Origin of the sequence: Salipiger sp. D13 (assembly GCF_003703915.1) — a bacterium.
Taxonomy (GTDB): domain Bacteria; phylum Pseudomonadota; class Alphaproteobacteria; order Rhodobacterales; family Rhodobacteraceae; genus Salipiger; species Salipiger profundus.
In genome coordinates this window covers 1-25,070 of sequence record NZ_RAPJ01000036.1, presented here as the reverse complement: position 1 = coordinate 25,070, position 25,070 = coordinate 1, and the positions used below count along the sequence as shown (strand labels likewise).

The window sequence follows — 25,070 nt, the reverse complement described above, 5'->3', positions numbered from 1 at the left end:
CTCCTCAGCGGTTGCGCGTGCCCTGCCCGAGGGCACGGCTCATCTTCGCGGCGATCTGCGACTGGCTGCGGCGGAAGCCCTGAACGTCGGGCGTGGTGATGTTCATCACCACGGTCACCGGCTGCGCCCCACCACCCTGGGCGCGCACCCCGAGCTTGCCGTCGGGCCCGCGCGTGAGCGGCATGATCGCCTCGGGGCCCGCTTCGCCCATCAGACCCGTGTCCCCGCGCATCGGGAAGCTGACGGGGCCCGAAACGACCCCGCCGGTCGCGAAGGGCATCACCTTGCCCTGCGTGAACGCCCCACCCTGCGCAAAGGGCATCAGCCCGCCGAACATCCCGGCGAGCCCCCCCGCCAGCATCCCCCCAAGCTGCTGGGTCACCGGCTTCACCGCCGCCTTGTAGGCCGCGTCGATCATCGATCGCGCCACCGTCTCGAGCGCTTCCGACAACTTCATGCCGTCGAGCACCACCCCGTCGATGGCCCGCCCGAGACCCTTGCTCAGCGCCCCTTCGAGCCGCGCCACGTTGCGACCCGTCGACGAGAACGTCTGGTGGATGCGCCGCATCTCGGCATCGAAACCGGCGGCCATGCCCGCCGCCGAGCCGAGGCTCTGCTCCAGCGCCGCGATCTCGGTATCGAGATCGTCCAGCCCTTCGAAATCACTCATCGGATGTCTCCTTTCGCGCCGTCCTCGATGCGCCGGCCCGCCCGTCCGGGAAGGCCCGCATCATCTCTTCGAGCCGCGACCGGCCGAGCGGCCGGATGCCGCTGTCGTCACCCAGCATCAGCTTCAGCTCCGCCGGTGTGAGCGACCAGAACTGCTCGGGCGTGAGGCCGAGGCCCCGCAGGCCGGCACGCAGCAGCTGCTGCCAGTGAAAGGCCCCGTCCATCAGCCCTCCTCCGGCAGCATGAAGGCACGCGCCAAAAGCTCTGCCGCGGCGCGGGCGGCGGCCATCGGGCCGCCCTCGATCTCCGCTTGCAGCAGGTCGCGCGCGCTTCCGTCCCAGCCGCCGCCCCGCAGCCCCGCCACGATCAGCGCCAGCACGTCGCGGGTGCTGCAGCTGCCGCCCTCGAAACGCCGCACGAGATCCACCAGCGTGCCGCCCTCGAGCTCTGCCTCGAGCTCGGCGAGCGCCCCCAGCGTCAGCCGCATCCGCTGCGGCTGCCCGTCGATGGTCAGGGCCACCTCTCCGCGCCACGGGTTCGCCGTCATGCCGCCGGCACCGGGACGAACTGCAGCGCACCGGCCGAGGCGAGCCCGACCTCGTAGGTCGCCTCGCCGTTGTGCGACCCGGCATATTCGATCGAGGTCAGCTGGAACGGCCCCTCGACGCGGCCGAAATCGGGAATGATGACCTGGAAATCCGGCGTCTCGCCGTCGAAGAAGATCTGCCGCGCCCGCTCGTCGGTGCCGGCATCCTTGAAGACGCCCGAACCGGAGATGTTGGCCGATTTCACCCCGGCCCCGGACAGCAGCTCGCGCCAGCCGCCCTGGCTTTCCAGCGTCGTGACGTCGACGCTCTCGGCGTTGAAGCTCACGCGCGTGGCGCGCAGCCCTGCCATCGTCTCGAACTGACCGTCGCCGGTCAGATCCACCTTGATCAGAAGATCCTTGCCGTTCTGGGCACCCATTCGCCTTGCTCCTTGAGTGAAGTGTTCAGTCGTCCTCGACGCGCGCACGGAAGATCATGTCGATCCGCCGCAGCCCGCCGCTCTCGCGCTTCGCCCGCGCCTTCAGGAAGCGCAGGCTCACCAGCCGGCCCCGGTCGAGCGCCGGGTCGACATCGGCAAGCGCGTCGCAGGCCGCGGCCGCGACGGTCTTGGCGATCTGGAAACCCGCGGCGTCGGTCACCACCGCGACCGTCAGGTCATGCCATGCGCCGCGCCCCGTCGCGTCCGAGGCATCGCGGGCCGTCTCGGCGCCGAGCGTCACGTAGAGGCTCGGCAGGGTTCCCGCGGGCGGCGCGTCGTAGATGTCGCTGCCGACAAGTGCGGCCAGCGCATCGTCGCTGCTCAGCCGTTGATAGATCGCCGCCTGAAGCGACGCCGAAACCGCATAGCTCATGCCGCAACCTCCTCGCGTGTCTCGCAGACGAGATACATTCCGCCGGGTTCGCGCTCGGTCACCGCCAGCACGCGGAAGAGCCGCGCACCCACCCGGAACCTCTGCCCGGGCACCGGCCGGGAAGTCGCTCCCTGCGGCGCGCCACGCACCGTGATGCGGAACCGTCCCACCGCGACCGGGCCGGCCTCGCCCTGGGTCTCGCGCCCGGTGCGCGGGCGGATCTCGCCCCAGAGCGTGCCGAGCGCGGTCCATGTCTCGACAAGGCCCCCCGCACCGTCCGACGAGGTCATTGGCGCCTCCAGGACCAGCGCCCGGTTCAGAAGCGGGGCCCTCATGCGCCGAACCCCATGCGCAGCGGCCGGTAGCGTGCGATGAGCGAGGTCACCCCGAAGGGCATGCAGCCCTCGCCCAGCGCCGTCTCGTGACGGTATTCGTAGTAATGCGCGGCGAGCAGCAGCACCGCTTGGGCAAGATCCGCGGGCAGGGTCTCGAAGGTCGTCCCGTAGCCCGCGCTGAACGCGATTTCTGCCTTGCCTCCCTCCGGAATGTCCGGCAGCGATCCCGAGCGCGCGACCAGCGCAGGTGCGTGTGCGTCAGCCTCGAGCCGATAGCGCGACGGCTCGACGACCTGCTGCACGCCGTCCGCGTCCTCGAGCGCCAGGGCCTCGACCGAGACCACCGGCGCAATCGGCAGCGCGACGCGATCCCTTTCGCGCCAGCGGTGTGTGACGAGACGAAAGCTGCGCGTGAACAGCGCCTTGCCCGTGCGCCCCTCGATCGCGACCGACGCCGCCCGCACGAAGGACAAGAGCACCGCATCCTGCAGGTCGTCCTCGGCGAAACCGCTGCCCAGGCGCAGATGTCGCTTGAGCGCATCGACCGGGAAGATCGTTTCGGTCACCTCTGATTCATCGATCAACATCATGTTCTTTCTCCGACATCCCTTTCCGGTCCCGGCATTGCGGCGTGATGATGGGCGCGCACCGCGCACGTTGCCCGGGCGGAGGAAAGCAGCTGGCCAACGCGAGACCCCCGGCGCGCACCCCGTGGGGGCGACAGCGCCGCCCCCACGTTCGCATCAGCCTCAGGCCGTGGCGCAGCGCAGCAGCTTGATCGCTGCGAAGTCGCTCACGTCGCCGCCGACACGCTTGGTGGCGTAGAACAGGACGTGCGGCTTGGCGCTGAAGGGATCGCGCAGCACCCGCAGGTCGGGCCGCTCGGCGATGGTGTAGCCGGCGGCGAAGTCACCGAAGGCGATGGGATAGGCGTCGCTGCCGATATCCGGCATGTCCTCGGCGATCAGCACCGGGTAGCCCAGCAGCCGCGCAGGCTCGCCCGCCGCAAACCCGTCCGACCACAGGTGACGCCCGTCCGCGTCCTTGAGCTTGCGCAGCGCACCGGCGGTCTTCGAGTTCATCACGAAGCTCGCCTTGGCCCGGTATTCTGCGCCCAGCGCGTAGACGAGATCGATGATCGTGTCGCCGTCGCCGATGTCGCCGTTCACGCCTGTGGGCACATAGCCGAGGTTGCCCCAGACCCAGACGTCGTTGTCGACCGCCGGATGGCTCAGGAACCCGGTCGGCTTGTCGATCCCGTCGCCCGCCACGAAGGCCGCGGCCTCCGCGCGCGAGAACTTGTCGGCGATCCGCCCCGCAAGCCAGGTCTCGATGTCGAAGGCGCTGTCGTCGAGCAGGCGCTGGCTGGCCTTCGGCATCGCCGACAGCTCGTGCAGCTTGACCGAGATGCGATCGATGCTCGGCGTGCCGGTCTCGGACGAGGTGGTCGTCTCGTCGGCCCAGCCCGCGCCGGTCTCGCCCTGGTCGATGAGCACGTCGTAGGAGGTTGCCTCGACGGTCACCACGCTGGCGATGGCGCGGATCGACGCGGTGCTGTCGAGCACCGACTTCACCGTCTCCGAGGTCACCGGGTCGATCAGGTAGCCTCCATCTCCCGCCACCGCCGTCGACATCGCCTTGCCCTCGAGCTCGAGCCCGCGCAGCCCGTCGTCGTCGCCGGTGCGCAGGTAGGCGTCGAACGCCTTCTGGTGCGGTGCGGCACAGTCGGCCGTGGCGGCCAGCGCCGGACGGGCGCGCGGTGTGGTCATCTTTGCGTCAAGCATGGTCAGTCGCTCTTCCTGTTTGTGAAGCTTCATCTCGAATTCGGCCTGCAAGGCCCTGATGTCCCCGACGAGTCCCGCCACGGCGGCGCTCACCCGGGTGGCCGGGGACACGTCTTCCCCGGTCCGAGAAACAGTCTCGGAGTTCTTCATGGTCTCGATCCCGTCCTTGAATGACGCGCGTCAGCCGCCCGCCAGGTCCAGGCGCGCGCCCTCCAGCGCCTGCGCCAACTCGCGCATGATGGCCTCTTCCGGGGTCTCCCCCTTGGCCGCCACCCGCGCACTGGGCAGCATCGGGAAGGTCACCAGCGAGACCTCCCAGAGCTCCAGTTCCTTGAGGAGCCTGCGCCCCCGGTCGTCCTTCGCCGCCCGCACGGTGCGGTAGCCGATCGACAGCCCGTCGATGGCCCCCGCCGCGACCAGCTCCGCCGCCTCGCGGCCCTTCTCGATGGTCTCGAGCAAGCGGCCCTTCACGTAGAGCCCGCGGCCGTCCTCGCGGACCTCGTCCCATACACCGATGGGCTGTGACGGGTCGTGCTGCCAGAGCATCTTGACCGCGCGCCCTTCCCCCGCGAGCCGCTTGAGAGACGCCGCGTAGGCACCTTGCGTGACCACATCGCCGCCCTGGTCGCAGGAGCCGAAGAGCGAGGCGTAGCCCTCGATCTTGGTGCCCTCGACCAGCGTCACTTCCGCGTCGAAGCGGCAGAACTTGTGCTCCAGATCCATTCCCGTTCCTTTCCGAAAATCCCTCAGGGCGTCACCGTGACGAGCCCCAGAAGCGCCTGCACGAGAATGCCTCCCGCGACGCCGTAGACCGCCAGCCAGAGCCGCTTCTCCAGCCGCTCCATCAGCGCCTCGAGCCGGTCGAGCCGCGCGTTCAGCGCCTCCACCTGCAGCCGGCTGACCCGTTCGTGCGCCTCGAGCTTCAGCGCCGGGGCACAGGCAAAGGGCTCGTATTCGAGCCTGCGCTCACTCACCGTCGTCCTCCCCCGGAAGATCCGGCAGCCCCAGCATCCGCCGCTTCTCGGCAGCGCTCAGGAAATCCGCCCCGGCGACGCGCGCCCATTGCGCATCGCGCTCGGCCGAAAGCGCCGGCACCTGGTCGAGGTCGGGCTTCAGCTCGACCGCCTCGCCCAGCCAGTCCGACAGCCAGCGCCCGACCGTGGCCGTCACCCGTGTCGCCAGCGGCAGCACCGTGAGCCGGTAGAAGGCCCGGTGCGCCTCCTGGTAGTTGGCAAAGGTCGCCTCGCCGGGAATGCCAAGCAGCATCGGCGGCACGCCGAAGGCCACCGCGATCTCACGCGCCGCCGCTTCCTTGGTCTGGCGGAATTCCATGTCCGAGGGCGAGAAGCCCATCGGCTTCCAGTCGAGCCCCCCTTCGAGCAGCATCGGCCGCCCGGCGTTGCGCGAGCCCTGGTGCAGGCTCTCCATCTCGTCGCGGAGACGGTCGAACTGCTCGGGGCTCATCGCGCCCTGCCCGTCGCCGCCCTGCCAGACGATCGCCCCCGAGGGCCGCGCGGCGTTGTCGAGCAAGCCCTTCGACCAGCGGCTCGCGGCATTGTGCACGTCCACCGCCTGCGCCGCCGACTGGATCGGAGACAGCCCGTAGTGATCGTCCTGCGGATGAAACGCCCGGATGTGACAGACCGGCGCGACCGCCCCCGTGGCGTCGAACCGGTGCCGGCGTCCGTCGACGAGGTAGTCGTAGGCCACCGGCCAGCCGTCCGGCCCGGGCACCACCCGCATCCGGTCCGAGCGCAACACGTGCAGCTCGACCGGCAGGCCCCCAGCGTTGCCCTCGGTGACCGCCTCGACGTAGGCGTCGCCCGCAAGCAGCAGGTGCCCGTAGAGCGCCTCGAAAAGATCCGCCTTCCCCTGCGCGAGGTTCGGTGCGGTGATCAGCGACAGCAGCGGATGCTGCGCGTAGCGCTGCGTCTCGTCCTGAAGCACCAGCGGCAGCGCGGCGGCGGCCTCGGCGATCAGCTTCACCGCGCGAAAGCCCACCGGGTTGCCGGCGAACCCCGCCCGGGTGAGCGACCCGGTGTCCCGCGCGCTCCAGGCGACCCGACCGGCGTGCGCATGCGCCACGATGCGCCCCGTGGCCGAGGCCTTGGCCTCCGGCGCGGGCGCCGGCGTCTCGTCGCGGCCGTTTCGCAGAAAATCGAATACCATCGCCTGAAGCTCCTTCGTCCGTTCCGGCCCGGACCGCCGGGGTCCGCATCGCGTTCGAAGGAAACACTATGAAGCGAAGGTTAAGTCGCGCTTCCCCGACCGTGCGCGCGGCAGGCAACACCTTCCTTCGCGTCGAAGACCTGCTATGCGTCGCGCGCTCTAGCTAGAAACCTGCTTGGCAGGTTAGTCTCGCGCAACAAAGTTGCCCCTTGCGGGCATGTTTACGGAAAGAGGGGAAACCGCATGACCACCGAGACGACGACCAAGGCCGCTCTGCGCCCCCTCATGGCCGAGGATGCCGACACCGTCGCCGCGATTTTCTACGATGGCGTGCTGCACGGGACCGCCCCGCATTACTCCGAGGAAGAGCGCCAGGCCTGGGCGGGTCCGCGTCCGGACCCGGAGCGCTGGCGCGACCGGATCGGCGGTGCCGTGGGCCTGATGGCCGAGATCGACGGCGAACCGGTGGGCTACATGACGCTGGTCATGCCCGGCTGCATCGACCTCGCCTTCGTCCGACCCGCCCACGCCGGCCAAGGGATCGGCGGTGCGCTGCTCGAGGCCCTTACCGGCATCGCCCGCGCCGGCGGCGCCTCCGAGCTGACCGCCGACGTGAGCCTCGCCGCGCGCCCGTTCTTCGAGCGCCACGGTTTCTCTGTCGTGCGCGAGCAGACCGTGGTGCGCCGGGGCGTGGCCCTGCCCAACGTCGCGATGCGCAAACCCCTTAAGGATGGCGCCCCGCAGGCGTGACCCTTAGGGTGGGCGATCCCGCCCACCCCGTCGTTTCACAGAAGCCGCAGCGCCGGCCTGCGGTAGCCACTCATCGGCGCCACCACCAGCTCGGTCAGCGCCCAGACGAGCGCATCCACCCGGTCGGGCGAGCCCTGCCCCTGGAACCCCTGCACGGTCATCAGTCCCATCTGCTCCTCGAGCGCGGCGAAGACGCCCGCGTGCCCGACCCGGCCCTGCTCGTAGAGCGCCGCCACCGGCTCGGCCCGCGCCGCCTTGCCGCGCGTGGCCGTGACCTTGCGAAGCGGCACCTGCGGCGCCACCTGGCGCAGCACCGTCTCGACCATCGCGCCACCCTGGTTCACCTCGGCGACCACCCGGTCGGCCTGCCAGCGATCGTAGGCCGAGGCCGCGGCCTCGGCCCAGCCGGTCGGAGAGACGCCCTGCACCGTCGCATCCTCGAGCACCCAGGCCCGCCACGCCTGCGGCGGCCCCTCGCAGACCACGCCCACCACCACGATCCCGCAGGCGTCCGAGGCCCTCCCCTCGCCCGCCGGCGGATCCACCGCGACGACGATCCTGTCGAAACTCTCGGGCACCGGCTGACGCTGCGCCGCCTCGAGCACATCATGCGACCAGAGTGCCCCGTCCACATCCGTCACCAGCACGCCGTCCAGCTCCTGCCGCGCCAGCCGCGAGTTGCCGTAGCGCGCCCGCACCTCCTCGAGGAAGCTCTCGGCGAGGTTCGCCCGGTTCGCCTCGGTCTTCGCCCTCGTGACGACCGTCGAGTCGAGCTCTAGAAGCTCCTTCAGGATGCCCACGTTGCGCGGCGTGGTCGTGACGCAGACCTGCGGATGATCCCCAAGCCGCAGCGCGAACTGCAGCATGTCCCAGGTCTCGCGCGCCCTCTTCCACTTCGCCAGCTCGTCTACCCAGGCCGCGTCGAACTGCGGCCCCCGCAGCCCTTCGGGATCATGCGCCGAGAACACCATCGCCTCGGCCCCGTTCGGCCACACCAGACAACGCCGCGTCGCCTGCCACACCGGGCGGCGATCGGGGGGCGAACAATTCACGATGCCGCTCTCGCCGAAGACCATGACCTCGCGCACCTGATCCATGGTTTCCCCTACCAGCGCCACCCGCCGGCAGCGCCCCGGCGACAGCGGCAGCGCGCCCTCGACACTGGCGCGCACCCACTCGGCCCCGGCCCGGGTCTTGCCCGCGCCGCGACCGCCCATGATGACCCACGATCGCCAGTCGCCCCCGGGTGGCAACTGGTGCTCCATGGCCCAGAATTCGAAGAGAAAGGGGAGTGCCAGGCACTCCCCCTCGGTCAGCTCATTCAGGAAGCCGTCCCGCGCCGCAGCACCGGCGGAGGCGAGCCATGCGGCACCCGATCTCATCGCGCGCGCGGTCGAGGTCGAGAGCCCAGTCTCCGGCAAGACCCTTCTGTTTTCGTCTGACATTGGCAATCTGCGCCTCCGTTTCATGGCTCGCGCGCATCCAGTAGCGCACGTCGCTCATCAGCTTGCCCGTCTCCGTCTTCGAGACCTCCGCCCCGTCCTCGATCTGCGCCTTGAGGCGTCTGATTTCCTCGCCGAGGTCCTTCAGGACAGCGACGATCTCGTCACGCTCGTATTCGAGTCGCGACATTTCCTCTTCGAGATGGATGAGGATCATGCTCGATACCTTTCTTGCCTGTAGGTTCTCCGCCCGAGGCAATGAACCGGACCTGACGTGGCGCCGCGGGTGCCTGTTCCCGGGGCAGCCGGCCCAATTCGTCCAGCATGGAAAAAGCTACCGGCGGTCGGGGCTCAAGTCAAATTTCCAGACCGCGCGCACCCTGCCTACCTGACTGTTAACACGTATGAAATTCTGCCTAACGCGCGATGGAAGCAGCCCCGCCCACAACGCAAAAAGGGCGCGGCATCCATCGGCGCCGCGCCCTTCCCGAACGGTCTGACCCGCCCTTTTCCTTGGTCCGAGCGTTACTCGATCCGGCTCAGCAGTTCGCCGAGCGACGCCTTCGCGTCACCGTAGAACATGCGGGTGTTGTCCTTGAAGAACAGCGGGTTCTCGATGCCCGAGTAGCCCGTGCCCTGGCCGCGCTTCGACACGAAGACCTGCTTCGCCTTCCACACTTCCAGCACCGGCATCCCGGCGATCGGCGAGTTCGGATCTTCCTGCGCCGCCGGGTTCACGATGTCGTTCGAGCCGATGACGATGACCACGTCGGTCTCCGGGAAGTCCTCGTTGATCTCGTCCATCTCGAGCACGATGTCATAGGGCACCTTCGCCTCGGCCAGCAGCACGTTCATGTGCCCCGGCAGACGGCCCGCGACGGGGTGGATGGCGAAACGCACTTCCTTGCCCTTGGCGCGCAGGCGCCGGGTCAGCTCGGCCACGTTCTGCTGCGCCTGCGCCACCGCCATGCCATAGCCCGGCACGATGATGATGCTGTCGGCCTCGTCGAGCGCACCGGCCACGCCGTCCGCGTCGATCGCGACCTGCTCGCCCTCGACCTCCATGGCCGGGCCCGCCGAGCCGCCGAAGCCGCCCAGGATCACGCTGATGAACGAGCGGTTCATCGCCTTGCACATGATGTAGGACAGGATCGCACCCGAGGAGCCGACCAGCGCGCCGACCACGATCAGCAGGTCGTTGCCCAGCGAGAAGCCGATGGCCGCGGCCGCCCAGCCCGAGTAGCTGTTCAGCATCGACACCACCACCGGCATGTCGGCGCCGCCGATGCCCATGATCAGATGGTAGCCGATGAAGAGCGCCGCGAGCGTCATCAGGAACAGCGGGAAGAAGCCGCCGGTGCCAAGATACCACGCAAGGCAGATCACCGAGATCGCCGCCGCGGCGATGTTCAGCATGTGCCCGCCCGGAAGCTTCTTGGCGGCCGAGGTGACCTTGCCCGCCAGCTTGCCGAAGGCGATCACCGAGCCGGTGAAGGTCACCGCACCGATGAAGATGCCCAGGAACAGCTCGACCGAGAGGATGTTCAGCTCGACCGCCGTCTTGTGCGCCACCAGCTCGGGGAAGGTGCCATGCACCTCGGTGCCGGCTTCCTGCGCGCGCGCCACCGCCTTCATGGTGAAATGCGCGTTGAAGCCGACGAAGACCGCCGCAAGGCCGACCAGCGAGTGCATGGCAGCCACGAGCTGCGGCATCTCGGTCATCCCGACCTTCTTGGCCACGTAGACGCCGATGACGCCACCCGCCGCGATCAGCAGGACCGAGAGCCACCAGAGCCCGGCGCCGGGGCCGATCAGCGTCGCGAAGACCGCCAGCGCCATGCCGACGATGCCGTACCAGACGGCCCGCTTGGCGCTTTCCTGGCCCGAAAGCCCGCCCAGCGACAGGATGAAGAGGACCGCCGCGACCACGTAGGCCGCCGTCGTGAATCCGAATTCCATTGTGTCCGTCTCCCCTGCTTAAGACTTCTGGAACATGGCGAGCATGCGCCGTGTCACGAGGAAGCCGCCGAAGATGTTGATCCCGGTCATGAAGACCGACAGCGCGGCGAGGATGACCACCAGCGCCGAGCCCGAGCCGATCTGCATCAGCGCGCCCAGGATGATGATTGACGAGATCGCGTTCGTGACCGCCATCAGCGGCGTGTGCAGCGAGTGCGACACGTTCCAGATGACCTGGAAGCCCACGAAGACCGACAGCACGAAGACGATGAAGTGCTGCATGAAGCTCGCCGGCGCCACGAGGCCGACCGCGAGCAGCAGCACCGCGCCGATGCCCAGCAGGGTGACCTGCTGCTTGGTCTGCGCCTTGAAGGCGGCCACTTCCTGCGCCCGCTTCTCTTCCGGCGTCAGCTCCGGCGCCTTTTCCTTGGGCTTGGCGGCCGCGATCGCCTTGGTCTTCGGCGGCGGCGGCGGCCAGGTCACGTCATGCTTGTGCGCGATGGTCGCGCCACGGATGACGTCGTCGTCCATGTTGTGATTGACCTGCCCGTCCTTCTCGGGGGTCAGGTCCGTCATCATGTGGCGGACGTTGGTCGCGTAGAGCGACGACGACTGCGTTGCCATCCGGCTCGGGAAGTCGGTGTAGCCGACGATGGTCACGCCGTTGTCGGTGACGATCTTCTCGTCCTTGACGGTCAGCTTGCAGTTGCCGCCCTTCTCGGCGGCAAGGTCGATGATCACGCTGCCGCGCTTCATCGCCTTGACCATGTCCTCGGTCCACAGCTCCGGCGCCTCGCGGTTGGGGATCAGCGCCGTGGTGATGACGATGTCCATCTCCGGGGCCAGCTCGCGGAACTTCGCCAGCTGCGCCTCGCGGAACTCCGGCGAGGAGACAGAGGCGTAGCCGCCCGACGACGAACCGTCCGCCTGCTCCTCCTCGAAGTCGAGGTAGACGAACTCGGCGCCCATGCTCTCGACCTGCTCGGCGACCTCGGGCCGCACGTCGAAGGCGTAGGTGATCGCACCCAGCGAGGTCGAGGTGCCGATGGCGGCAAGACCGGCCACGCCGGCGCCGACGATCAGTACCTTCGCAGGCGGCACCTTGCCCGCCGCCGTCACCTGCCCGGTGAAGAAGCGGCCGAAGTTGTTGCCCGCCTCGATCACCGCGCGGTAGCCGGCGATGTTGGCCATCGAGCTCAGCGCATCCATCTTCTGCGCGCGGCTGATCCGCGGCACCATGTCCATGGCGATGACCGACGCACCGGTGTTGGCGGCGCTCTTCATCAGCTCTTCGTTGGCGGCGGGCCAGAAGAACGAGATCAGCGTCTTGCCGTCACCGAGCCAGGCCACCTCGCCCTCGGTCGGCGGCTGGACCTTGGCGATCACGTCCGCCTGTGCGTAGAGCGCCTCGGCACTGTCCACGACGGTCACATCCGCCTCTTCATAAGCGGCGTCGGCAAAGCCAGCCGCAACGCCCGCGCCGCTCTCCACCAGGCACTCGTAGCCCAGCTTCTGCAGCGCACGGGCCGAATCCGGTGTCATCGCGACCCGGTTCTCGCCCGAGGCAAGCTCCTTCGGCGTCCCTATCTTCACGTTCCTCATCTCCCTCTGTTGCTGAGGTCTTGTCCGTCTACTGGCCGTTCCGACCATCCGCACCAGTGCTACAGGCGCAGGCCACGGCCCGCAACGGCATGACGCCCTCTAATGGCCCTAGGCAGAAATTTCAAATCCATCTTCTCGTTTGTTGCGAGTATCGCCCATACGAAGCAAGAAACTTTCTTTTCAGCCTGTATTCTTCCTTCTCGATAAAGCGCTTCTCCACAACCCAGACAAAGATCGGAACCAGCACCAGCGACAGCACGGCATCCCAGAAGAGGATGAGCCCGGCAAGGATCAGGACGTCGCCAAGATAGATCGGGTTGCGCGACAGCCTGAAGATCCCGCCGGTGACGAGCCGCGCGGCCTCGTCATGCGGCATGAAACTCGTGCGGTTCCGGCGCAGCTCGGCAAGCGCCAGCAGCGCGACCAGGAGACCGCCGCCGACCAGCAGGCCGCCCAGAAGGTCGGCCCATACCGGACCGAACGACAGGCCCGCGGGCATCGCCCGCGCCTGCCAATAGGCGAGGCACAGCGCTCCCAGCAGCCACACCGACGGGATGTCCAGCCATTTCCTCATCATCGGCACCACGCTCCGGGGCTTCTTCTGGCCCGAAATATCCCGGGGTGAATGGGCCGCAGGCCCAGAGGGGCAGCGCCCCTTCCCCTGCGCCACTCTCCCCCGAAGCGGCCCGGGCGACAAGGGGCTGACAGGCCTCGGGCGCCGTTCACTCCCATTCCATCTCCTCGAAGACACGTCCCGCGTTCTTCGTCGCCAGTTCCTCGAAGGTATCGAGATGCGCCCAACGCGACTGGTCGACGTAATAGGCACTCGCAAGGTCGCCGCCCTCGTCGATGTGCGCCCCGATCTTCGCCCGGATGTCCTTGAGGTAGTCCGACGTGTAGCGCGTCACCTGCGCCATGCTCGTCGGATGACCGTGCCCGGGGATCACCCAGGTCGCCCCGAGGTCGGTGAACGGCCCGTCGAAGGTCTCGATCCAGCAGCTGGTGCAGGTCTCGGCGAAGATCGGCGGCATCCGCTCGTGAAAGGCGATGTCCCCGGCGATGACGATGCCCCACTGCGGGATCCACACCTGCGTGTCGCCCGGATCATGCGCCGGCCCGAGGTGCAGCACCTCGAGTGTCACGTCGCCCATCTCGACGGTGTAGCTGTCCGAGAACGACAGGTTCGGCACCGCCACCGTGGTGCCTTCGGCGCGGTCCCTGTTGTAGCCCCGCATGCCCTGCAAAAGGAAATCGCCGTCCTTCTCGAACACCGCGATGGCGTCCTCGTGCGCGAGGATGTCGACCCCGAGCCCGGCCCAGTAGGAATTGCCCAGCATCGCGTGGCCCTGGCCGTTCTCGTCGATCACCAGCTTCACCGGCTGGTCGGTCACCGCCCTGATCTCGTCGTGCAGCGCCGCCGCCAGTCGCGCACTCGCTCCGCCATTGATCACCACCACCCCGTCGCCGGTGACCACGAAGCTCAGGTTGTTGTTGTGGCCGGCGTTCTCATAGGTCGGCGGTGCGGTCGCCCCGATCGCGCTCCAGACGTGCGGGATCACCTCCACCGGCTTGTCGTAGAGCTCCGACTGCGGATACTGGTCCGGGATATCCTCGTGCGCCGAGGCAGCCCCCGCCGCAAGCACGGCACAGATCGTTGCAAGTCTCATCGTCCATCCTCCCTCTGGCGGCAACCGGCCGCGCTGGCGATACAGACATTCACAGATGCGAATAGGTAAGGCAAGCGGTGAAGCCCCGCCTTGCCTGCGGCGCGAAACCACGTCAGGGTCACCCGGCCCGGCGCCCTCGCGCCGACAGACCAGCCCCCGGAGGAGCCTCTTGACCGATTTCGCCTGGACCCGTGACCAGTTCCACATCCCGCTCGGGATGATCTACCTCGACGGCAATTCGCTCGGGCCCCTGCCCAAGGCCACGCCCGCCCGGCTCGAGCGGATGCTCTCCGAGGAATGGGGCGAGCACCTGATCTCGGGCTGGAACCACTGCGGCTGGATGCAGATGCCGCGCCGTCTCGGCGACCGGATCGGCCGCCTCATCGGCGCCGAGGAAGGGCACATGGTGGTCGGAGACACGCTGTCGATCAAGGTCTTCCAGGCACTTGCGGCGGCGCTTCAGACCTGCCCCGAGCGACGGGTGATCCTGTCGGACCGGGGCAACTTTCCGTCCGACCTCTACATGGCCGAGGGCCTGATCCGCCTGCTCGGAGATCGCCACGAGCTGCGCCTCGTCGCCCCGCACGAGCTCGAGGACGCGATCACCGACGAGGTCGCCGTGCTGCTCGTGACCGAGGTCGACTACCGCACCGGTCGCCGCCACGATCTCAAGGCGCTCACCCGCAAGGCCCACGACATGGGCGCGCTGGCGATCTGGGATCTCGCGCACTCCGCCGGCGCACTTCCGGTCGACGTGGCCGCCGGCGGCGCCGATTTCGCGGTGGGCTGCACTTACAAGTACATCAACGCCGGCCCCGGCGCGCCCGCCTTCATCTACGTCTCGCCCGAGCATGCAGACCACGTCGACCCGGCGCTCGCGGGCTGGCTCGGACACGACGCGCCCTTCGCCTTCGAACAGGGCTACCGCCCCGGCGAGGGCATCGAGCGGATGCGCGTCGGCACGCCCCCGGTCCTGCAGATGGCCGCGCTCGACGCGGCGCTCGACGTCTGGGACAAGGTCGACATGCGCAAGCTGCGCCGCCGCTCGCTGGAACTCACCGGCCTGATGATCGAGGAAGTCGAGACCCACTGCCCCGGCCTCCGGCTCGCCACCCCGCGCGAGAACGAGGCGCGCGGCAGCCAGGTCTCCTTCCGCTCGGAACATGGCTACGCCATCATGCAGGCGCTGATCGACCTCGGCGTCATCGGCGACTTCCGCGCCCCCGACATCCTGCGCTTCGGCATAACGCCGCTCTACATCGGCGAGGACGAGATCCACGAGGCGGTCGAGGTGCTCGCCCGCATCCTGCGGGGCGCGCTCTGGGATCATCCCAGGTATCACCGCCGCAAGGCCGTCACCTGACCACCGGCGCACGCGCCACGCCGATGCGTCGGGCCTGCCACGCGCGGCCCGAGCCGGCGGGCCGCAAGGCCCGGCAAGGCGAGACGACCTGCGCGCCGCAGGCGCCCCTTTGCCGGGCCGCGCCGCCGGGGTAGGATCGGGCCACGAAGGAGCCAACGGAGCCCCCGATGCCCATCACGCTGACCGTCAACGGCACCGACCATGCCGTCGACCTGCCCGCCGAGGTGCCCCTGCTCTGGGTGCTGCGCGACGCGCTGAGCCTCACCGGCACGAAATACGGCTGCGGCGTCGCCGCCTGCGGCGCCTGCACCGTGCAGATCGATGGCGAGGCCGTGCGGTCGTGCCAGGTCGCCCTCGGCGACGTCTGGGGCCCGGTCACCACGATCGAGGGGCTCGGGACGCCGGACCGTCTCTCGCGCCTGCAACAGGCCTGGATCGACCACCAGGTCGCGCAATGCGGCTACTGCCAGTCGGGCCAGATCATGCAGGCGGCGGCCCTTCTCTCCGTGACACCGCACCCCACCGATGCCGAGATCGACGCCACCATGTCCGGAAACCTCTGCCGCTGCGGCACCTACCCCCGCATCCGCGCCGCGATCCGCTCCGCCGCCGGCTCGGAGGGCTGAGCCGTGGCCAGCGCCGGCACCATCGCCCGCCGCGGTTTCCTCTTCGGCTCCGCCGCCATCGCCGGCGGCGTGGCGCTCGGGGTCTGGTATCTCCACGCGCCCGCCCCGAACCCGCTGCGCCCCGGCGCGGGCGAGACCGCGCTCTCGCCCTTCGTGCTCATCGACGGCTCCGGCGTCACCCTGATCGCCCCGCGCGCCGAGATGGGACAGGGCACGCAGACCACCTGGGCCGCCCTCCTCGCCGAGGAAATGGACCTCGCGTGGGAAGATGTCCGGGTGATCCACGGACCCCCGGGCGTGGCCTACTACAACGCCGCGATGATGGCCGAGAACGCGCCCGGCCCACCCTATGGCAAAAGCGCCTTCCAGCAGGCCGTTGGCGAGGCGATGGGCACGCTCGGCAAGCCGCTCAGGATGCAGGTCACCGGCGGCTCGACTGCCATGAAGGACGGCTTCGAGCGCATGCGTGCCGCCGGGGCCGCCGCCCGCGAGATGCTGAAGGGCGCCGCCGCAGCAAGGCTCGGCCTAGATGTCGCGCAGCTTCGCACCGAGACCGGCGCCGTCATCGCCCCCGACGGCACGCGCCTGCCCTACACCGAGCTCGCGGCCGGGGCCGCCGCGATCACCCCGCGCGAGATCACGCTGCGCCCGCCCTCGGAATGGCGGCTGCTCGGACGCGCCCTGCCCCGCCTCGACACCGTCGCCAAGTCCACCGGCACCGCCACCTTCGGCATCGACGTCCGCCCCGAGGGCCTGCGCTTTGCCGCCCTGCGCATGTCGCCCCGTCGCGGCGCGATGCTGCACTACGATGCCATGGCGGCACGGGGGATGCCGGGCGTCGAGAAGATCGTCGACCTCGGCGACGGCATCGCCGTCATCGCCAGCAACACGTGGCTCGCCCAGCAGGCGGTGCAGGCGATCCCCGTCGACTGGGGCCCCGCGCCCTATCCCGCCGACACCGCCGCGATCCTCGCCCGGATCGAGGCCGCCTTTGACACCGCCCCCGACAGCACCCTGCTCGACCGGGGCGATCCCGACCGGCTGCCCGAGGGCGCGACCGAGATCACCGCCGAATACAGCGTTCCCTTCCTCGCCCACGCAACGATGGAGCCGCTGAACGCCACCGCCCATGTCACCGCCGAGGGGCTCGAGCTGTGGTGCGGCAACCAGTTGCCCACCTACACCCGCAGCGCCTGCGCCGCCGAGGCCGGCCTGCCCGAGGACCGCGTCACCGTGCACACCACGCTGATGGGCGGCGGCTTCGGACGGCGGGGCGAGCTCGACTTCTCGGTGCTCGCCACACGCGTCGCCAAGGCGCTGCCCGGCATCCCGGTGATGACCACATGGTCGCGCGAAGAGGACATGACCCACGACTTCTACCGCCCCGCCGCCATCGCCCGCATGCGCGGCGCGGTGCGGGACGGCACGGCGCTGCTCTTCGACGCCGCCGTCGCCGGGCCCTCGACCGCGCGCCAGGCACTCGACCGCTGGATGGGCTTCGCGCCGCCGGGGCCCGACAAGGTGCATGTCGAGGGGCTCTGGAACCAGCCCTACGCCATCCCGAACGCCCGCGCGCGCGGCCACGTCGCACCCGACCTCGCGGTGCCGGTGGGCTTCTGGCGCTCGGTCGGCAACAGCTACAACGGCTTCTTCCACGAAAGCTTCATGGACGAACTCGCCCACGCCGCGGCAGCCGACCCGCTCGCGTTCCGCCTGTCGCTCGCCCGCAAGGCCTGGACCCCGGCCGCTTCCGTGCTCGAGGCGGTGCGCGAGATGTCCGGCTGGCCCGACAAGCCCGCCGGCACCGGCCGTGGCGTCGCCATGTGCTACAGTTTCGGCACCCCCGTCGCCTGCGTGATCGAGGTCGCGGAGGATGGCGGAGACATCCGCCTCACCCGCGCGTGGATGGCGGCCGACGTCGGCGTCGCGCTGGATCCCGGCATCCTCGACCAGCAGCTCGTCGGAGGGCTGGTCTACGGTCTCTCGGCCGCGATGATGGGCGAGATCACCTTTGCCGACGGCATGGTCGAGCAGCAGAACTTCCCCGACTACGACGCGTTGCGCCTCTCGCAGATGCCCGAGGTCGAAACCCGCATCCTGCAGGGGCAGGACCGCATCAGCGGCATCGGCGAGCCCGGAACGCCTCCGGCCGCACCGGCCCTCGCCAACGCGCTCTTCGACCTGACCGGTGTGCGGCACCGCGACCTTCCGCTGAACCGGACGGTCTCCTTCGCAATCTGACACCGCCCGCCATCGCCGACGGAGAGATCCCCCTCAGCGCGACATTGCCGCCGCTTCGGCCCAGGCGTCGACATCCGCGGCCAGTGCCCGCCAGTCGGTGTATTCCCGGTCCTCGCCGTGCGCAACGGTCTGACCGTGCTGCGAGGCGATCCAGCGCATCGCCCAAGCCTTGAAGAAATCGTATTCCGAGAAGCGAAACGCGCCCGCGACCTGCAGCACCTTCGCGGGCGTCCAGCCGAACGCCGCCACCGTCTCCTCCGCGATCCGAGCGAGCTCGGCGCGCTCCTCGGCATCCTTGCCCGCGGCGGCGAGCGAGACCTGCAGGTAGAGAACGGGCATTTCCCGGAACCCATCGGTCAATTCGCTGGCGAACTCGATCAACGCGCGCTGCACCTTGCCGACATGCACCGACCCCGCCAGCACCGCCGCGTCGAAGCGGTTCAGATCGAGCTCGCTGGCCTCGTCCAGCCCGTCATCCGCCGAGAGCAGCTCAACCGAGTGGCCGTTGTCCATGAGGTGATCCGCCACGAAGCGGCAGATCTTGCGGGTCTGCCCCTCCGTGGTCGCGTAGCATATGAGTATCCGCATCGTGCCGCCTCCTCGCCCGGGTGAACGGGCACAGGATGGCAAGAACGAGACGCTTCGGCATTGTCCGCGCGCAAGCACGGAAACAGGTCGAGGAACTCCGCCCTCAGGCCGAGATGCGCTGCGGCGCCCGCCGGGTCGCCGCGAAGTCGCGCACCGCGTCGCCGAAGGCCGTGAACAGCGGCCGCGAGACCGGATCGTTCGCCGCGTCCCACTCGGGATGCCACTGCACCGAGAGCGTGAATCCCGGCGCGCCCTGCACGTAAAGCGCCTCGGGGGTGCCGTCGGGGGCGAACCCTTCGATCTCGATACGCGCACCCGGCTTCTTGACGCCCTGCCCGTGCAGCGTGTTGGTCATCACCTCCGGCGCGCCGAACAGCCGGTGGAACACCCCGCCCTCCTTCAGCGTCACCTTGTGACGCAGCGCGAAGCGCTCCTCGAGCGTGCCGTCCGGCGGCATCCGGTGATTCATCCGCCCGGGCAGGTCGCGGATCTCCGGGTAGAGCGAGCCGCCCATCGCCACGTTCACCTCCTGGAAGCCCCGGCAGATCCCGAGAAACGGCTGACCGCGTTCGACACAGGCCCGCACCAGCGGCAGCACGATGGCATCACGGGCCCGGTCGAAGGCGCCATGCGCCTCGGTCGCCTCTTCACCGTATTCCTCGGGGTGCACGTTCGGCCGCCCCCCGGTCAGCAGGAACCCGTCGCAGGTGGCCATCAGCTCCTCGACCGAGACGAACCTCGGATCGGCGGCCACCAGCAAGGGCAGGCAGTCCGACACGCAGGCCACGGCCTCGGTGTTCATCTCCCCGCCGGCATGGGCGGGGTAGGTCTCGTTGAGCAAATGCTGATTGCCGATGATGCCGACGACGGGGCGGGTCATGCACACCTCTTTTCGCTGCTGCTGACGGCAAACATAGTGCAGCCGTCAGCGATGCGAAAGGCGGCTCACACCACCGCGACCAGCCCGACGGCCTCGACGCCTGCTTTCGCGGCAGCCGCGTCGTTGTCCGAACTGTCACCGGTCACGCCCACGGCCCCGAGCACGCGGCCCTTGGAATCCTTGACAAGAACGCCGCCCGGCACCGGGATCAGCTGCCCGCCGAAGGCGCCGTTTGCGGCGGCGATGAAATAGGCCTGTGCCTCAGCGCGCGCCATCTGTGCGCTGCCGGGCATCCCCAGCATGACCGCCCCGTAGGCCTTGCCCTGCGCGATCTGGAACCGGCCCGGGCTCGCCCCGTCCTGCCGCTCGAAGGCGATGACATGGCCGCCCGCGTCCAGCACCACCACCGACAGCGGCGCCAGCTCCATCTCCTTGCCCGTCTCCAGTGCCTTGCGGATGATCGTCCGCGCCCGGCTCAGCGAAAGTCCAGCCATCTCCGTGCTCCCTGTTCTTCTTCGGTTGAAAAATACCTCGGGGTGAATGCCGCCCTCCGGGCGGCAGAGGGGCAGAGCCCCTCGCGGGCGCGGGCCGCAGGGCCCGCGCTCCCCCGGTGCCGCGCGATCCGCGCGGCGCAATGCTTCAGCCGGCCTTCAGCTCGAGCCGGCGCCGATGCAGGACCGGCTCGGTGTAGCCCGACGGCTGCACGCGGCCCTCGAACACCAGGTCGCAGGCGGCCTTGAACGGCACGCCGTCGAAGTCCGGAGCCATGGGCCGATAGGCCGCGTCCCCCGCGTTCTGCCGGTCGACCACCTCGGCCATGCGCTTCATCACCGCCATGACCTCGTCTTCCGAGACCACGCCCTGGTGCAGCCAGTTCGCAAGGTGCTGCGAAGAGATCCGGCAGGTCGCCCGGTCCTCCATCAGCCCGACGTCATGGATATCCGGCACCTTCGAGCAGCCGACGCCCTGCCCGACCCAGCGCACCACGTAGCCGAGAATGCCCTGCGCGTTGTTCTCGATCTCCTCGCGGATCTCATCGTCCGACCAGTTCGCCCCGGCGGCGACCGGAAGGGTCAGCAGCTCCTCGAGCGTGCCGCGCGGACCACCGGCGGCGATCTCCGCCTGCCGCGCGAACACGTCGACCGCGTGGTAATGCAGGCTGTGCAGCGTCGCGGCGGTGGGCGACGGCACCCAGGCGCAGTTCGCGCCCGACTTCGGATGGCCGATCTTGGCCTTCAGCATGTCTGCCATCAGGTCCGGCATCGCCCACATGCCCTTGCCGATCTGTGCCTTGCCGCGCAGGCCGCAGGCGAGGCCGATGTCGACGTTGCGGTCCTCGTAGGCGGCGATCCAGGCGGTGCCCTTCATGTCGCCCTTGCGGATCATCGGGCCCGCTTCCATCGCGGTGTGGATCTCGTCGCCGGTGCGATCGAGGAAGCCGGTGTTGATGAAGGCCACACGGTGCTTCGCCGCGCGGATGCATTCCTTGAGGTTCACGCTCGTCCGGCGCTCCTCGTCCATGATGCCGAGCTTCACGGTATGCTGCGGCAGGCCCAGCGCCGCTTCCACGAAGCTGAAGATCTCGTCGGCAAAGGCCACCTCTTCCGGCCCGTGCATCTTCGGCTTCACCACGTAGACCGAGCCCTCGGTCGAGTTGCGCGGGCCCGCGCCCTTGGCCAGGTCGTGCCTGGCGACGAGCGTGGTCACCATCGCGTCCATCAGCCCCTCGAAGATCTCGGACCCGTCCTCGAGCAGGATGGCGGGGTTGGTCATCAGGTGGCCGACGTTGCGCACGAGCATCAGCGCGCGGCCCTTCAGCACCCGCTCCGAGCCGTCAGGCGCGGTGTAGACACGGTCGCCATGCAGGCTGCGGGTCACGGTCTTGCCGCCCTTCTCGAAGCTGTCCTGAAGATCGCCCTTCATCAGGCCGAGCCAGTTGGCATAGGCCAGCGTCTTGTCCTCGCCGTCGACGCAGGCGACCGAATCCTCGCAATCCATGATCGCCGAGACCGCCGCCTCCATCAGCACGTCGGCAAGACCCGCCTTGTCTTCCTTGCCGATGAAATGCGCGCGGTCGATCACCAGTTCGACGTGCAGCCCGTTGTTGGTGAGCAGCACCGCCTCGGGCCCGGCGGCCGCGCCACGGTAGCCCGCGAACTGTGCAGGCGTGGCGAGCGGCTTGCCGTCCACCAGCAGCGCGCCGTCCTCGATGGTGTAGCCCGCGGCATCGGCGTGGCTGCCGCCCGAAACCGGGAAGGTCTCGTCGAGGAACGCCTTGGCCTTGGCCACCACCTCGCCGGCGCGGCCCATGTCGAAGCCGCCCGAGGGCGGCAGCGAGCCCATGGCATCGGTGCCGTAGTAGGCGTCGTAGAGCGACCCCCAGCGCGCGTTCGCCGCGTTCAGCGCGTAGCGGGCGTTGGTGATCGGCACCACCAGCTGCGGGCCGGGCACGCTGGCGAACTCGGGGTCGGTGTTACGGGTCTCGATCTCGAAATCCGGGCCTTCGGGCAGCAGGTAGCCGATGTCCTCGAGAAACGCGCGATATGCGGCGGGATCATGCGCCTGCCCCTTGCGGTCGAGGTGCCAGCGGTCGATCTTCGCCTGCATCTCCTCGCGCTTGGCCAGCAGCGCCGCGTTGCGCGGCCCGAAGCCATGCGCCAGCTCCGAGAGCTTCTCCCAGAAGGTCTCTGCCGCGACACCGCTTCCCGGAAGGGCCTTCGTCTCGATGAACTCGAAGAGCACCGGGTCGATCTGCAGACCGTTGCGTTGGATGCGGCTGGACATGGGCAAAGCCTCCTGGGCGGATTCTGGACGGATTCGTGGTTCCCTTTCGTGTATCCAAGTTTCCGATCGGAAACAATACTGGTAAGGTAATATTACCAATCGCCGCGCGATCGGCCTGCCGCCCGGGTCAAGGCCCGGGGTTTTCCACCATGATCCGACCGTCAGAGCGGCCCCGTTTCAGGCGGCGTCGCGGTCCGCCTGCTGGCGCGCCCAGAGCTGGGCGTAACGCCCGCCGCGCGCAAGAAGCCCCTCGTGGGTGCCCTCCTCGACGACCTCGCCCTTCTCCAGCACGACGATCCGGTCGGCATCGGCGACGGTCGAGAGCCGGTGGGCGATGGTGATGACCGTGCGGCCCTCGCCGGCGCGCTTCAGGGCGGTCTGGATCTCGGCCTCGGTCTCGGTGTCGAGCGCCGAGGTCGCCTCGTCGAGCAGCAGGATCGGCGGGTTCTTGAGCAGCGTGCGGGCGATGCCGACGCGCTGCTTCTCGCCGCCCGAGAGCTTCAGCCCACGCTCGCCCACCTGCGTGTCGTAGCCCTGCGGCAGGCTCTCGATGAAGTCGTGGATCTGCGCCGCCCGCGCGGCGGCGACGATCTCGTCCTCGGTGGCGCCGTCGCGGCCGTAGGCAATGTTGTAGCGGATCGTGTCGTTGAAGAGCACCGTGTCCTGCGGCACCACGCCGATGGCCGCGTGCAGGCTGGTCTGCGTCACCTCGCGCAGGTCTTGCCCGTCGATGCGGATCGCCCCGTCCTGCACGTCGTAGAAGCGGAAGAGCAGACGGCCGATGGTGGACTTGCCCGACCCCGAGGGCCCGACCAGCGCCACGTTCTGCCCCGCGCCCACCGACAGCGAGACGCCCTTGAGGATCGGCCGCTCGGGATCGTAGCCGAAGCGCACGTCGTCGAGCTCGACCACCCCGCCCCGCACGTCGATCGACGGCGCGCCGGCACGGTCGGTGACGTCGCGCGGCTGGTCGAGCAGATCGAACATCTGCCCCATGTCCACGAGGCTCTGCCGGATTTCGCGGTAGACCGTGCCGAGGAAGTTGAGCGGCATGGTGATCTGGATCATGTAGGCGTTGACCATGACGAAATCGCCCACGGTCAGATTGCCGTTCTGCACGCCGAGCGCCGCCATGACCATGACGATCACAAGCCCCGAGGTGATAAGCAGGCTCTGCCCGAAATTCAGGAAGGCAAGCGAGGTCGCGGTCTTCACCGCCGCCACCTCGTAGCCGCGCATGGCGGCGTCGTAGCGCGCCGCCTCGCGGCTCTCGGCGCCGAAGTATTTCACCGTCTCGAAGTTCAGCAGGCTGTCGACCGCCTTCTGGTTGGCGTCGGTGTCCTGGTCGTTCATCGTGCGGCGCAGGCGGACCCGCCACTCGGTGACCTTGAAGGTGAACCAGACGTAGAGCGTGATGGTCACCGCCACCACGGCGAGATACCAGACGTCGAAGAGGAAGAAGAGCACCCCCGCCACCAGCAGCAGCTCGACGATCAGCGGGCCGACGCTGAACAGCATGAAGCGCAGCAGGAACTCGACGCCCTTCACCCCGCGCTCGATGATCCGGCTCAGCCCCCCGGTGCGGCGGGTGATGTGATAGCGCAGCGACAGCTCGTGGATGTGGGTGAAGGTCTCGAGCGCCAGCCGGCGCAAGGCGCGCTGGCCGACCCGGGCGAAGACCGCGTCGCGCAGCTGCTGGAAGCCGACGTTGCCGAGCCGCGCCGCGCCATATGCGATGGTGAGCCCCACCGCGCCGAGCATCAGGTCGGAGACCTCGCCCGAGAGGCTGTCGACCGCCTGCTTGTAGAGGATCGGCGTGCCCACGGCGATGAGCTTGGCCACCAGCAGCAGCGCCATCGCGATCACCACGCGGCGTTTTACCCAGGCCTGGCCGTCGGGCCAGAGGTAGGGGATGACGCGGCGGATGGTGCGCAGGCCCGAGCGGCGTTCCTCGCGGGCGATCTCGGCGGAGCTGTCAGGTGGCATGGCTGGTCCCGGGCGGCTGGCTGGTTTCGCCGGGCTTAACGCGAAGCCCCGGCAGTTGCCAGAGCGACGGCGGCACCGCGGCAAGGGGCGCTGCCCCTCTTGCCCCGGGCAGGCCCGGGGCAATTCACCCCGAGGGTATTTGGAAACCGGAGAAGGGGCCTGCGTAGGCGCCCTGCCCCGCCTCCGCTTCGAAGGTCAGTCGGGCAGGTCGAAGACCTGGCCGGGATAGATGAGGTCGGGGTCGCGGATCTGGTCGCGGTTGGCCTCGAAGACCTTCACGTAGGCCATGCCCTCGCCGTAGCGGTCGCGGGCGAGCGCCCAGAGCGTATGTCCAGGCTGCACGGTGACGGCACCGAGCGGCGCGCCGCCCTCGCCCGCGGCGGCGAGCCGCGCGGGTTCCTCGCGCAGGAAAGGGCTTTCGGCGCGGGCGGTGACGGCGCCTCCGGCGTCGAGCTGGTCGACGCGGAGCGTGTAGGTGCCGGTTTCGATATCGGGGAGAGCGGCGCGCCAGCGGCCGGTACCGGGCACCTGCGAGGTCGCGACGGAGCGGTTGTCGAGGTAGATGCGCAGCGAGGCGGCGGCGCTGCCCCGCCCCGAGAGCACCACGTTGCCCGCGTCGTCGTAGGCGATGGCGTCGATCACCACCTCGTTCGGGGCGCGCGGCGCCGGGGCCTGCAGCACCTCGACGCCCTCGGCGTTCGACAGCAGCACGGTCTGCGCGGGCGGCGGCGGGGCGGGCACCGTTTCGGGTGCGGCGCTGTCCTGCGCGGTGGCGGCGCCCTCGAACGGCGCGGCTGCGGGCTCCTCGCCCGCCAGTTGCGGGGTC

At 69.2% G+C, this 25,070-nt stretch carries 27 protein-coding genes; 4 read left to right on the top strand and 23 right to left on the bottom strand.

Annotated features, from left to right (window positions below; all coding sequences use genetic code 11):
- Positions 1 to 4 precede the first annotated feature (4 nt).
- From D6860_RS22300 to D6860_RS22250, 11 genes are all read right to left on the bottom strand, one after another.
- Entirely contained in the window at positions 5 to 670 is a 666-nt protein-coding gene (locus tag D6860_RS22300; protein WP_076622072.1) for a phage tail tape measure protein, read from the bottom strand.
- Positions 663 to 893 carry a rcc01693 family protein gene (locus tag D6860_RS22295; protein ID WP_017467445.1) on the bottom strand — a complete coding sequence of 77 codons (231 nt, stop codon included), beginning with the start codon at positions 891 to 893 and terminating at the stop codon, positions 663 to 665. Before D6860_RS22295 ends, D6860_RS22300 begins: the two co-directional genes overlap by 8 nt.
- The gene (locus D6860_RS22290) at positions 893 to 1,216 is read right to left on the bottom strand and encodes a gene transfer agent family protein (protein ID WP_017467446.1); all 324 of its coding nucleotides are present in this window, start codon (positions 1,214 to 1,216) and stop codon (positions 893 to 895) included. Before D6860_RS22290 ends, D6860_RS22295 begins: the two co-directional genes overlap by 1 nt.
- A complete protein-coding gene (locus D6860_RS22285; RefSeq protein WP_017467447.1) occupies positions 1,213 to 1,635 on the bottom strand; it encodes a phage major tail protein, TP901-1 family in 423 nt (140 codons plus the stop codon). The genes D6860_RS22290 and D6860_RS22285 overlap by 4 nt, the downstream gene beginning before the upstream one ends.
- Positions 1,636 to 1,660: 25 nt before the next feature.
- Positions 1,661 to 2,068 (bottom strand): DUF3168 domain-containing protein, encoded by a 408-nt coding sequence (locus tag D6860_RS22280; protein ID WP_076622073.1) that lies wholly within the window; start codon positions 2,066 to 2,068, stop codon positions 1,661 to 1,663.
- On the bottom strand, positions 2,065 to 2,403 hold the full coding sequence (locus D6860_RS22275; protein WP_076622074.1) for a head-tail adaptor protein: 339 nt from the start codon (positions 2,401 to 2,403) through the stop codon (positions 2,065 to 2,067). Before D6860_RS22275 ends, D6860_RS22280 begins: the two co-directional genes overlap by 4 nt.
- Complete coding sequence (locus D6860_RS22270) at positions 2,400 to 2,993, bottom strand: head-tail connector protein (RefSeq protein ID WP_076622075.1); 594 nt, start codon at positions 2,991 to 2,993, stop codon at positions 2,400 to 2,402. The genes D6860_RS22275 and D6860_RS22270 overlap by 4 nt, the downstream gene beginning before the upstream one ends.
- A gap of 159 nt (positions 2,994 to 3,152) precedes the next feature.
- Positions 3,153 to 4,337 (bottom strand): phage major capsid protein, encoded by a 1,185-nt coding sequence (locus D6860_RS22265; protein WP_076622076.1) that lies wholly within the window; start codon positions 4,335 to 4,337, stop codon positions 3,153 to 3,155.
- A 30-nt stretch (positions 4,338 to 4,367) separates the two neighbouring features.
- Positions 4,368 to 4,910, bottom strand: coding sequence for an HK97 family phage prohead protease (locus tag D6860_RS22260; protein WP_076622077.1), 543 nt, complete (start codon positions 4,908 to 4,910; stop codon positions 4,368 to 4,370).
- A gap of 23 nt (positions 4,911 to 4,933) precedes the next feature.
- Positions 4,934 to 5,161 carry a GTA head formation protein, RCAP_rcc01685 family gene (locus tag D6860_RS22255; protein ID WP_017469892.1) on the bottom strand — a complete coding sequence of 76 codons (228 nt, stop codon included), beginning with the start codon at positions 5,159 to 5,161 and terminating at the stop codon, positions 4,934 to 4,936.
- Entirely contained in the window at positions 5,154 to 6,356 is a 1,203-nt protein-coding gene (locus D6860_RS22250; protein WP_076622078.1) for a phage portal protein, read from the bottom strand. Before D6860_RS22250 ends, D6860_RS22255 begins: the two co-directional genes overlap by 8 nt.
- 243 nt (positions 6,357 to 6,599) lie before the next feature.
- On the opposite strand from D6860_RS22250, the gene D6860_RS22245 reads away from it, so the two are divergent.
- Entirely contained in the window at positions 6,600 to 7,106 is a 507-nt protein-coding gene (locus D6860_RS22245; protein ID WP_076622079.1) for a GNAT family N-acetyltransferase, read from the top strand.
- A gap of 35 nt (positions 7,107 to 7,141) precedes the next feature.
- On the opposite strand, the gene D6860_RS22240 is transcribed toward D6860_RS22245, so the two are convergent.
- The 6 genes from D6860_RS22240 to D6860_RS22215 form a co-directional block, all read right to left on the bottom strand.
- The gene (locus D6860_RS22240; RefSeq protein ID WP_076622080.1) at positions 7,142 to 8,488 is read right to left on the bottom strand and encodes a DNA-packaging protein; all 1,347 of its coding nucleotides are present in this window, start codon (positions 8,486 to 8,488) and stop codon (positions 7,142 to 7,144) included.
- Complete coding sequence (locus D6860_RS22235) at positions 8,424 to 8,765, bottom strand: hypothetical protein (RefSeq protein ID WP_076622081.1); 342 nt, start codon at positions 8,763 to 8,765, stop codon at positions 8,424 to 8,426. Before D6860_RS22235 ends, D6860_RS22240 begins: the two co-directional genes overlap by 65 nt.
- A 308-nt stretch (positions 8,766 to 9,073) precedes the next feature.
- Positions 9,074 to 10,507, bottom strand: a complete 1,434-nt coding sequence (locus tag D6860_RS22230; protein ID WP_076622082.1) for an NAD(P)(+) transhydrogenase (Re/Si-specific) subunit beta — start codon at positions 10,505 to 10,507, stop codon at positions 9,074 to 9,076.
- Between the two features lie 18 nt (positions 10,508 to 10,525).
- Positions 10,526 to 12,100 (bottom strand): Re/Si-specific NAD(P)(+) transhydrogenase subunit alpha, encoded by a 1,575-nt coding sequence (locus D6860_RS22225; protein ID WP_076625210.1) that lies wholly within the window; start codon positions 12,098 to 12,100, stop codon positions 10,526 to 10,528.
- Between the two features lie 130 nt (positions 12,101 to 12,230).
- The gene (locus D6860_RS22220; RefSeq protein WP_083697723.1) at positions 12,231 to 12,686 is read right to left on the bottom strand and encodes a methyltransferase family protein; all 456 of its coding nucleotides are present in this window, start codon (positions 12,684 to 12,686) and stop codon (positions 12,231 to 12,233) included.
- A gap of 145 nt (positions 12,687 to 12,831) precedes the next feature.
- Entirely contained in the window at positions 12,832 to 13,776 is a 945-nt protein-coding gene (locus tag D6860_RS22215) for an MBL fold metallo-hydrolase (protein WP_076622083.1), read from the bottom strand.
- Positions 13,777 to 13,945: 169 nt separating this feature from the next.
- Between D6860_RS22215 and kynU the strand changes: the two genes are divergently transcribed.
- The 3 genes from kynU (at position 13,946) to D6860_RS22200 (ending at position 18,006) form a co-directional block, all read left to right on the top strand.
- Entirely contained in the window at positions 13,946 to 15,139 is a 1,194-nt protein-coding gene (gene kynU, locus D6860_RS22210) for a kynureninase (RefSeq protein ID WP_076622084.1), read from the top strand.
- A gap of 167 nt (positions 15,140 to 15,306) precedes the next feature.
- Complete coding sequence (locus D6860_RS22205; RefSeq protein ID WP_076622085.1) at positions 15,307 to 15,765, top strand: (2Fe-2S)-binding protein; 459 nt, start codon at positions 15,307 to 15,309, stop codon at positions 15,763 to 15,765.
- A 3-nt stretch (positions 15,766 to 15,768) separates the two neighbouring features.
- Positions 15,769 to 18,006 carry a xanthine dehydrogenase family protein molybdopterin-binding subunit gene (locus D6860_RS22200; RefSeq protein WP_076622086.1) on the top strand — a complete coding sequence of 746 codons (2,238 nt, stop codon included), beginning with the start codon at positions 15,769 to 15,771 and terminating at the stop codon, positions 18,004 to 18,006.
- 33 nt (positions 18,007 to 18,039) lie between these two features.
- Here D6860_RS22200 and D6860_RS22195 read toward each other — a convergent pair whose 3' ends face one another.
- The 6 genes from D6860_RS22195 to D6860_RS22170 form a co-directional block, all read right to left on the bottom strand.
- Positions 18,040 to 18,594: a flavodoxin domain-containing protein gene (locus tag D6860_RS22195; RefSeq protein WP_076622087.1), complete on the bottom strand. Its 555-nt coding sequence runs from the start codon at positions 18,592 to 18,594 to the stop codon at positions 18,040 to 18,042.
- 103 nt (positions 18,595 to 18,697) lie between these two features.
- Positions 18,698 to 19,474: a gamma-glutamyl-gamma-aminobutyrate hydrolase family protein gene (locus D6860_RS22190; RefSeq protein ID WP_076622088.1), complete on the bottom strand. Its 777-nt coding sequence runs from the start codon at positions 19,472 to 19,474 to the stop codon at positions 18,698 to 18,700.
- Positions 19,475 to 19,539: 65 nt separating this feature from the next.
- On the bottom strand, positions 19,540 to 19,968 hold the full coding sequence (locus tag D6860_RS22185; protein WP_076622089.1) for a GlcG/HbpS family heme-binding protein: 429 nt from the start codon (positions 19,966 to 19,968) through the stop codon (positions 19,540 to 19,542).
- 145 nt (positions 19,969 to 20,113) lie between these two features.
- Entirely contained in the window at positions 20,114 to 22,258 is a 2,145-nt protein-coding gene (locus D6860_RS22180; RefSeq protein WP_076622090.1) for a malate synthase G, read from the bottom strand.
- Positions 22,259 to 22,435: 177 nt separating this feature from the next.
- Positions 22,436 to 24,244 carry an ABCB family ABC transporter ATP-binding protein/permease gene (locus tag D6860_RS22175; protein ID WP_076622091.1) on the bottom strand — a complete coding sequence of 603 codons (1,809 nt, stop codon included), beginning with the start codon at positions 24,242 to 24,244 and terminating at the stop codon, positions 22,436 to 22,438.
- 195 nt (positions 24,245 to 24,439) lie between these two features.
- A partial coding sequence (locus D6860_RS22170) for a LysM peptidoglycan-binding domain-containing protein (RefSeq protein ID WP_128549313.1) occupies positions 24,440 to 25,070 on the bottom strand: 631 nt, incomplete at its 5' end.

Coding starts and splice junctions, on each gene's coding strand:
- D6860_RS22265 (WP_076622076.1), bottom strand. CDS start 4,337: ATGAAGAACTCCGAGACTGTTTCTCGGACCGGGGAAGACGTGTCCCCG.
- D6860_RS22300 (WP_076622072.1), bottom strand. CDS start 670: ATGAGTGATTTCGAAGGGCTGGACGATCTCGATACCGAGATCGCGGCG.
- D6860_RS22270 (WP_076622075.1), bottom strand. CDS start 2,993: ATGATGTTGATCGATGAATCAGAGGTGACCGAAACGATCTTCCCGGTC.
- D6860_RS22220 (WP_083697723.1), bottom strand. CDS start 12,686: ATGATGAGGAAATGGCTGGACATCCCGTCGGTGTGGCTGCTGGGAGCG.
- D6860_RS22245 (WP_076622079.1), top strand. CDS start 6,600: ATGACCACCGAGACGACGACCAAGGCCGCTCTGCGCCCCCTCATGGCC.
- D6860_RS22185 (WP_076622089.1), bottom strand. CDS start 19,968: ATGGCTGGACTTTCGCTGAGCCGGGCGCGGACGATCATCCGCAAGGCA.
- D6860_RS22175 (WP_076622091.1), bottom strand. CDS start 24,244: ATGCCACCTGACAGCTCCGCCGAGATCGCCCGCGAGGAACGCCGCTCG.
- D6860_RS22240 (WP_076622080.1), bottom strand. CDS start 8,488: ATGAGATCGGGTGCCGCATGGCTCGCCTCCGCCGGTGCTGCGGCGCGG.
- D6860_RS22215 (WP_076622083.1), bottom strand. CDS start 13,776: ATGAGACTTGCAACGATCTGTGCCGTGCTTGCGGCGGGGGCTGCCTCG.
- D6860_RS22250 (WP_076622078.1), bottom strand. CDS start 6,356: ATGGTATTCGATTTTCTGCGAAACGGCCGCGACGAGACGCCGGCGCCC.
- D6860_RS22275 (WP_076622074.1), bottom strand. CDS start 2,403: ATGAGGGCCCCGCTTCTGAACCGGGCGCTGGTCCTGGAGGCGCCAATG.
- D6860_RS22290 (WP_017467446.1), bottom strand. CDS start 1,216: ATGACGGCGAACCCGTGGCGCGGAGAGGTGGCCCTGACCATCGACGGG.
- D6860_RS22195 (WP_076622087.1), bottom strand. CDS start 18,594: ATGCGGATACTCATATGCTACGCGACCACGGAGGGGCAGACCCGCAAG.
- D6860_RS22285 (WP_017467447.1), bottom strand. CDS start 1,635: ATGGGTGCCCAGAACGGCAAGGATCTTCTGATCAAGGTGGATCTGACC.
- D6860_RS22295 (WP_017467445.1), bottom strand. CDS start 893: ATGGACGGGGCCTTTCACTGGCAGCAGCTGCTGCGTGCCGGCCTGCGG.
- D6860_RS22190 (WP_076622088.1), bottom strand. CDS start 19,474: ATGACCCGCCCCGTCGTCGGCATCATCGGCAATCAGCATTTGCTCAAC.
- D6860_RS22230 (WP_076622082.1), bottom strand. CDS start 10,507: ATGGAATTCGGATTCACGACGGCGGCCTACGTGGTCGCGGCGGTCCTC.
- D6860_RS22180 (WP_076622090.1), bottom strand. CDS start 22,258: ATGTCCAGCCGCATCCAACGCAACGGTCTGCAGATCGACCCGGTGCTC.
- D6860_RS22235 (WP_076622081.1), bottom strand. CDS start 8,765: ATGATCCTCATCCATCTCGAAGAGGAAATGTCGCGACTCGAATACGAG.
- D6860_RS22205 (WP_076622085.1), top strand. CDS start 15,307: ATGCCCATCACGCTGACCGTCAACGGCACCGACCATGCCGTCGACCTG.
- D6860_RS22260 (WP_076622077.1), bottom strand. CDS start 4,910: ATGGATCTGGAGCACAAGTTCTGCCGCTTCGACGCGGAAGTGACGCTG.
- D6860_RS22280 (WP_076622073.1), bottom strand. CDS start 2,068: ATGAGCTATGCGGTTTCGGCGTCGCTTCAGGCGGCGATCTATCAACGG.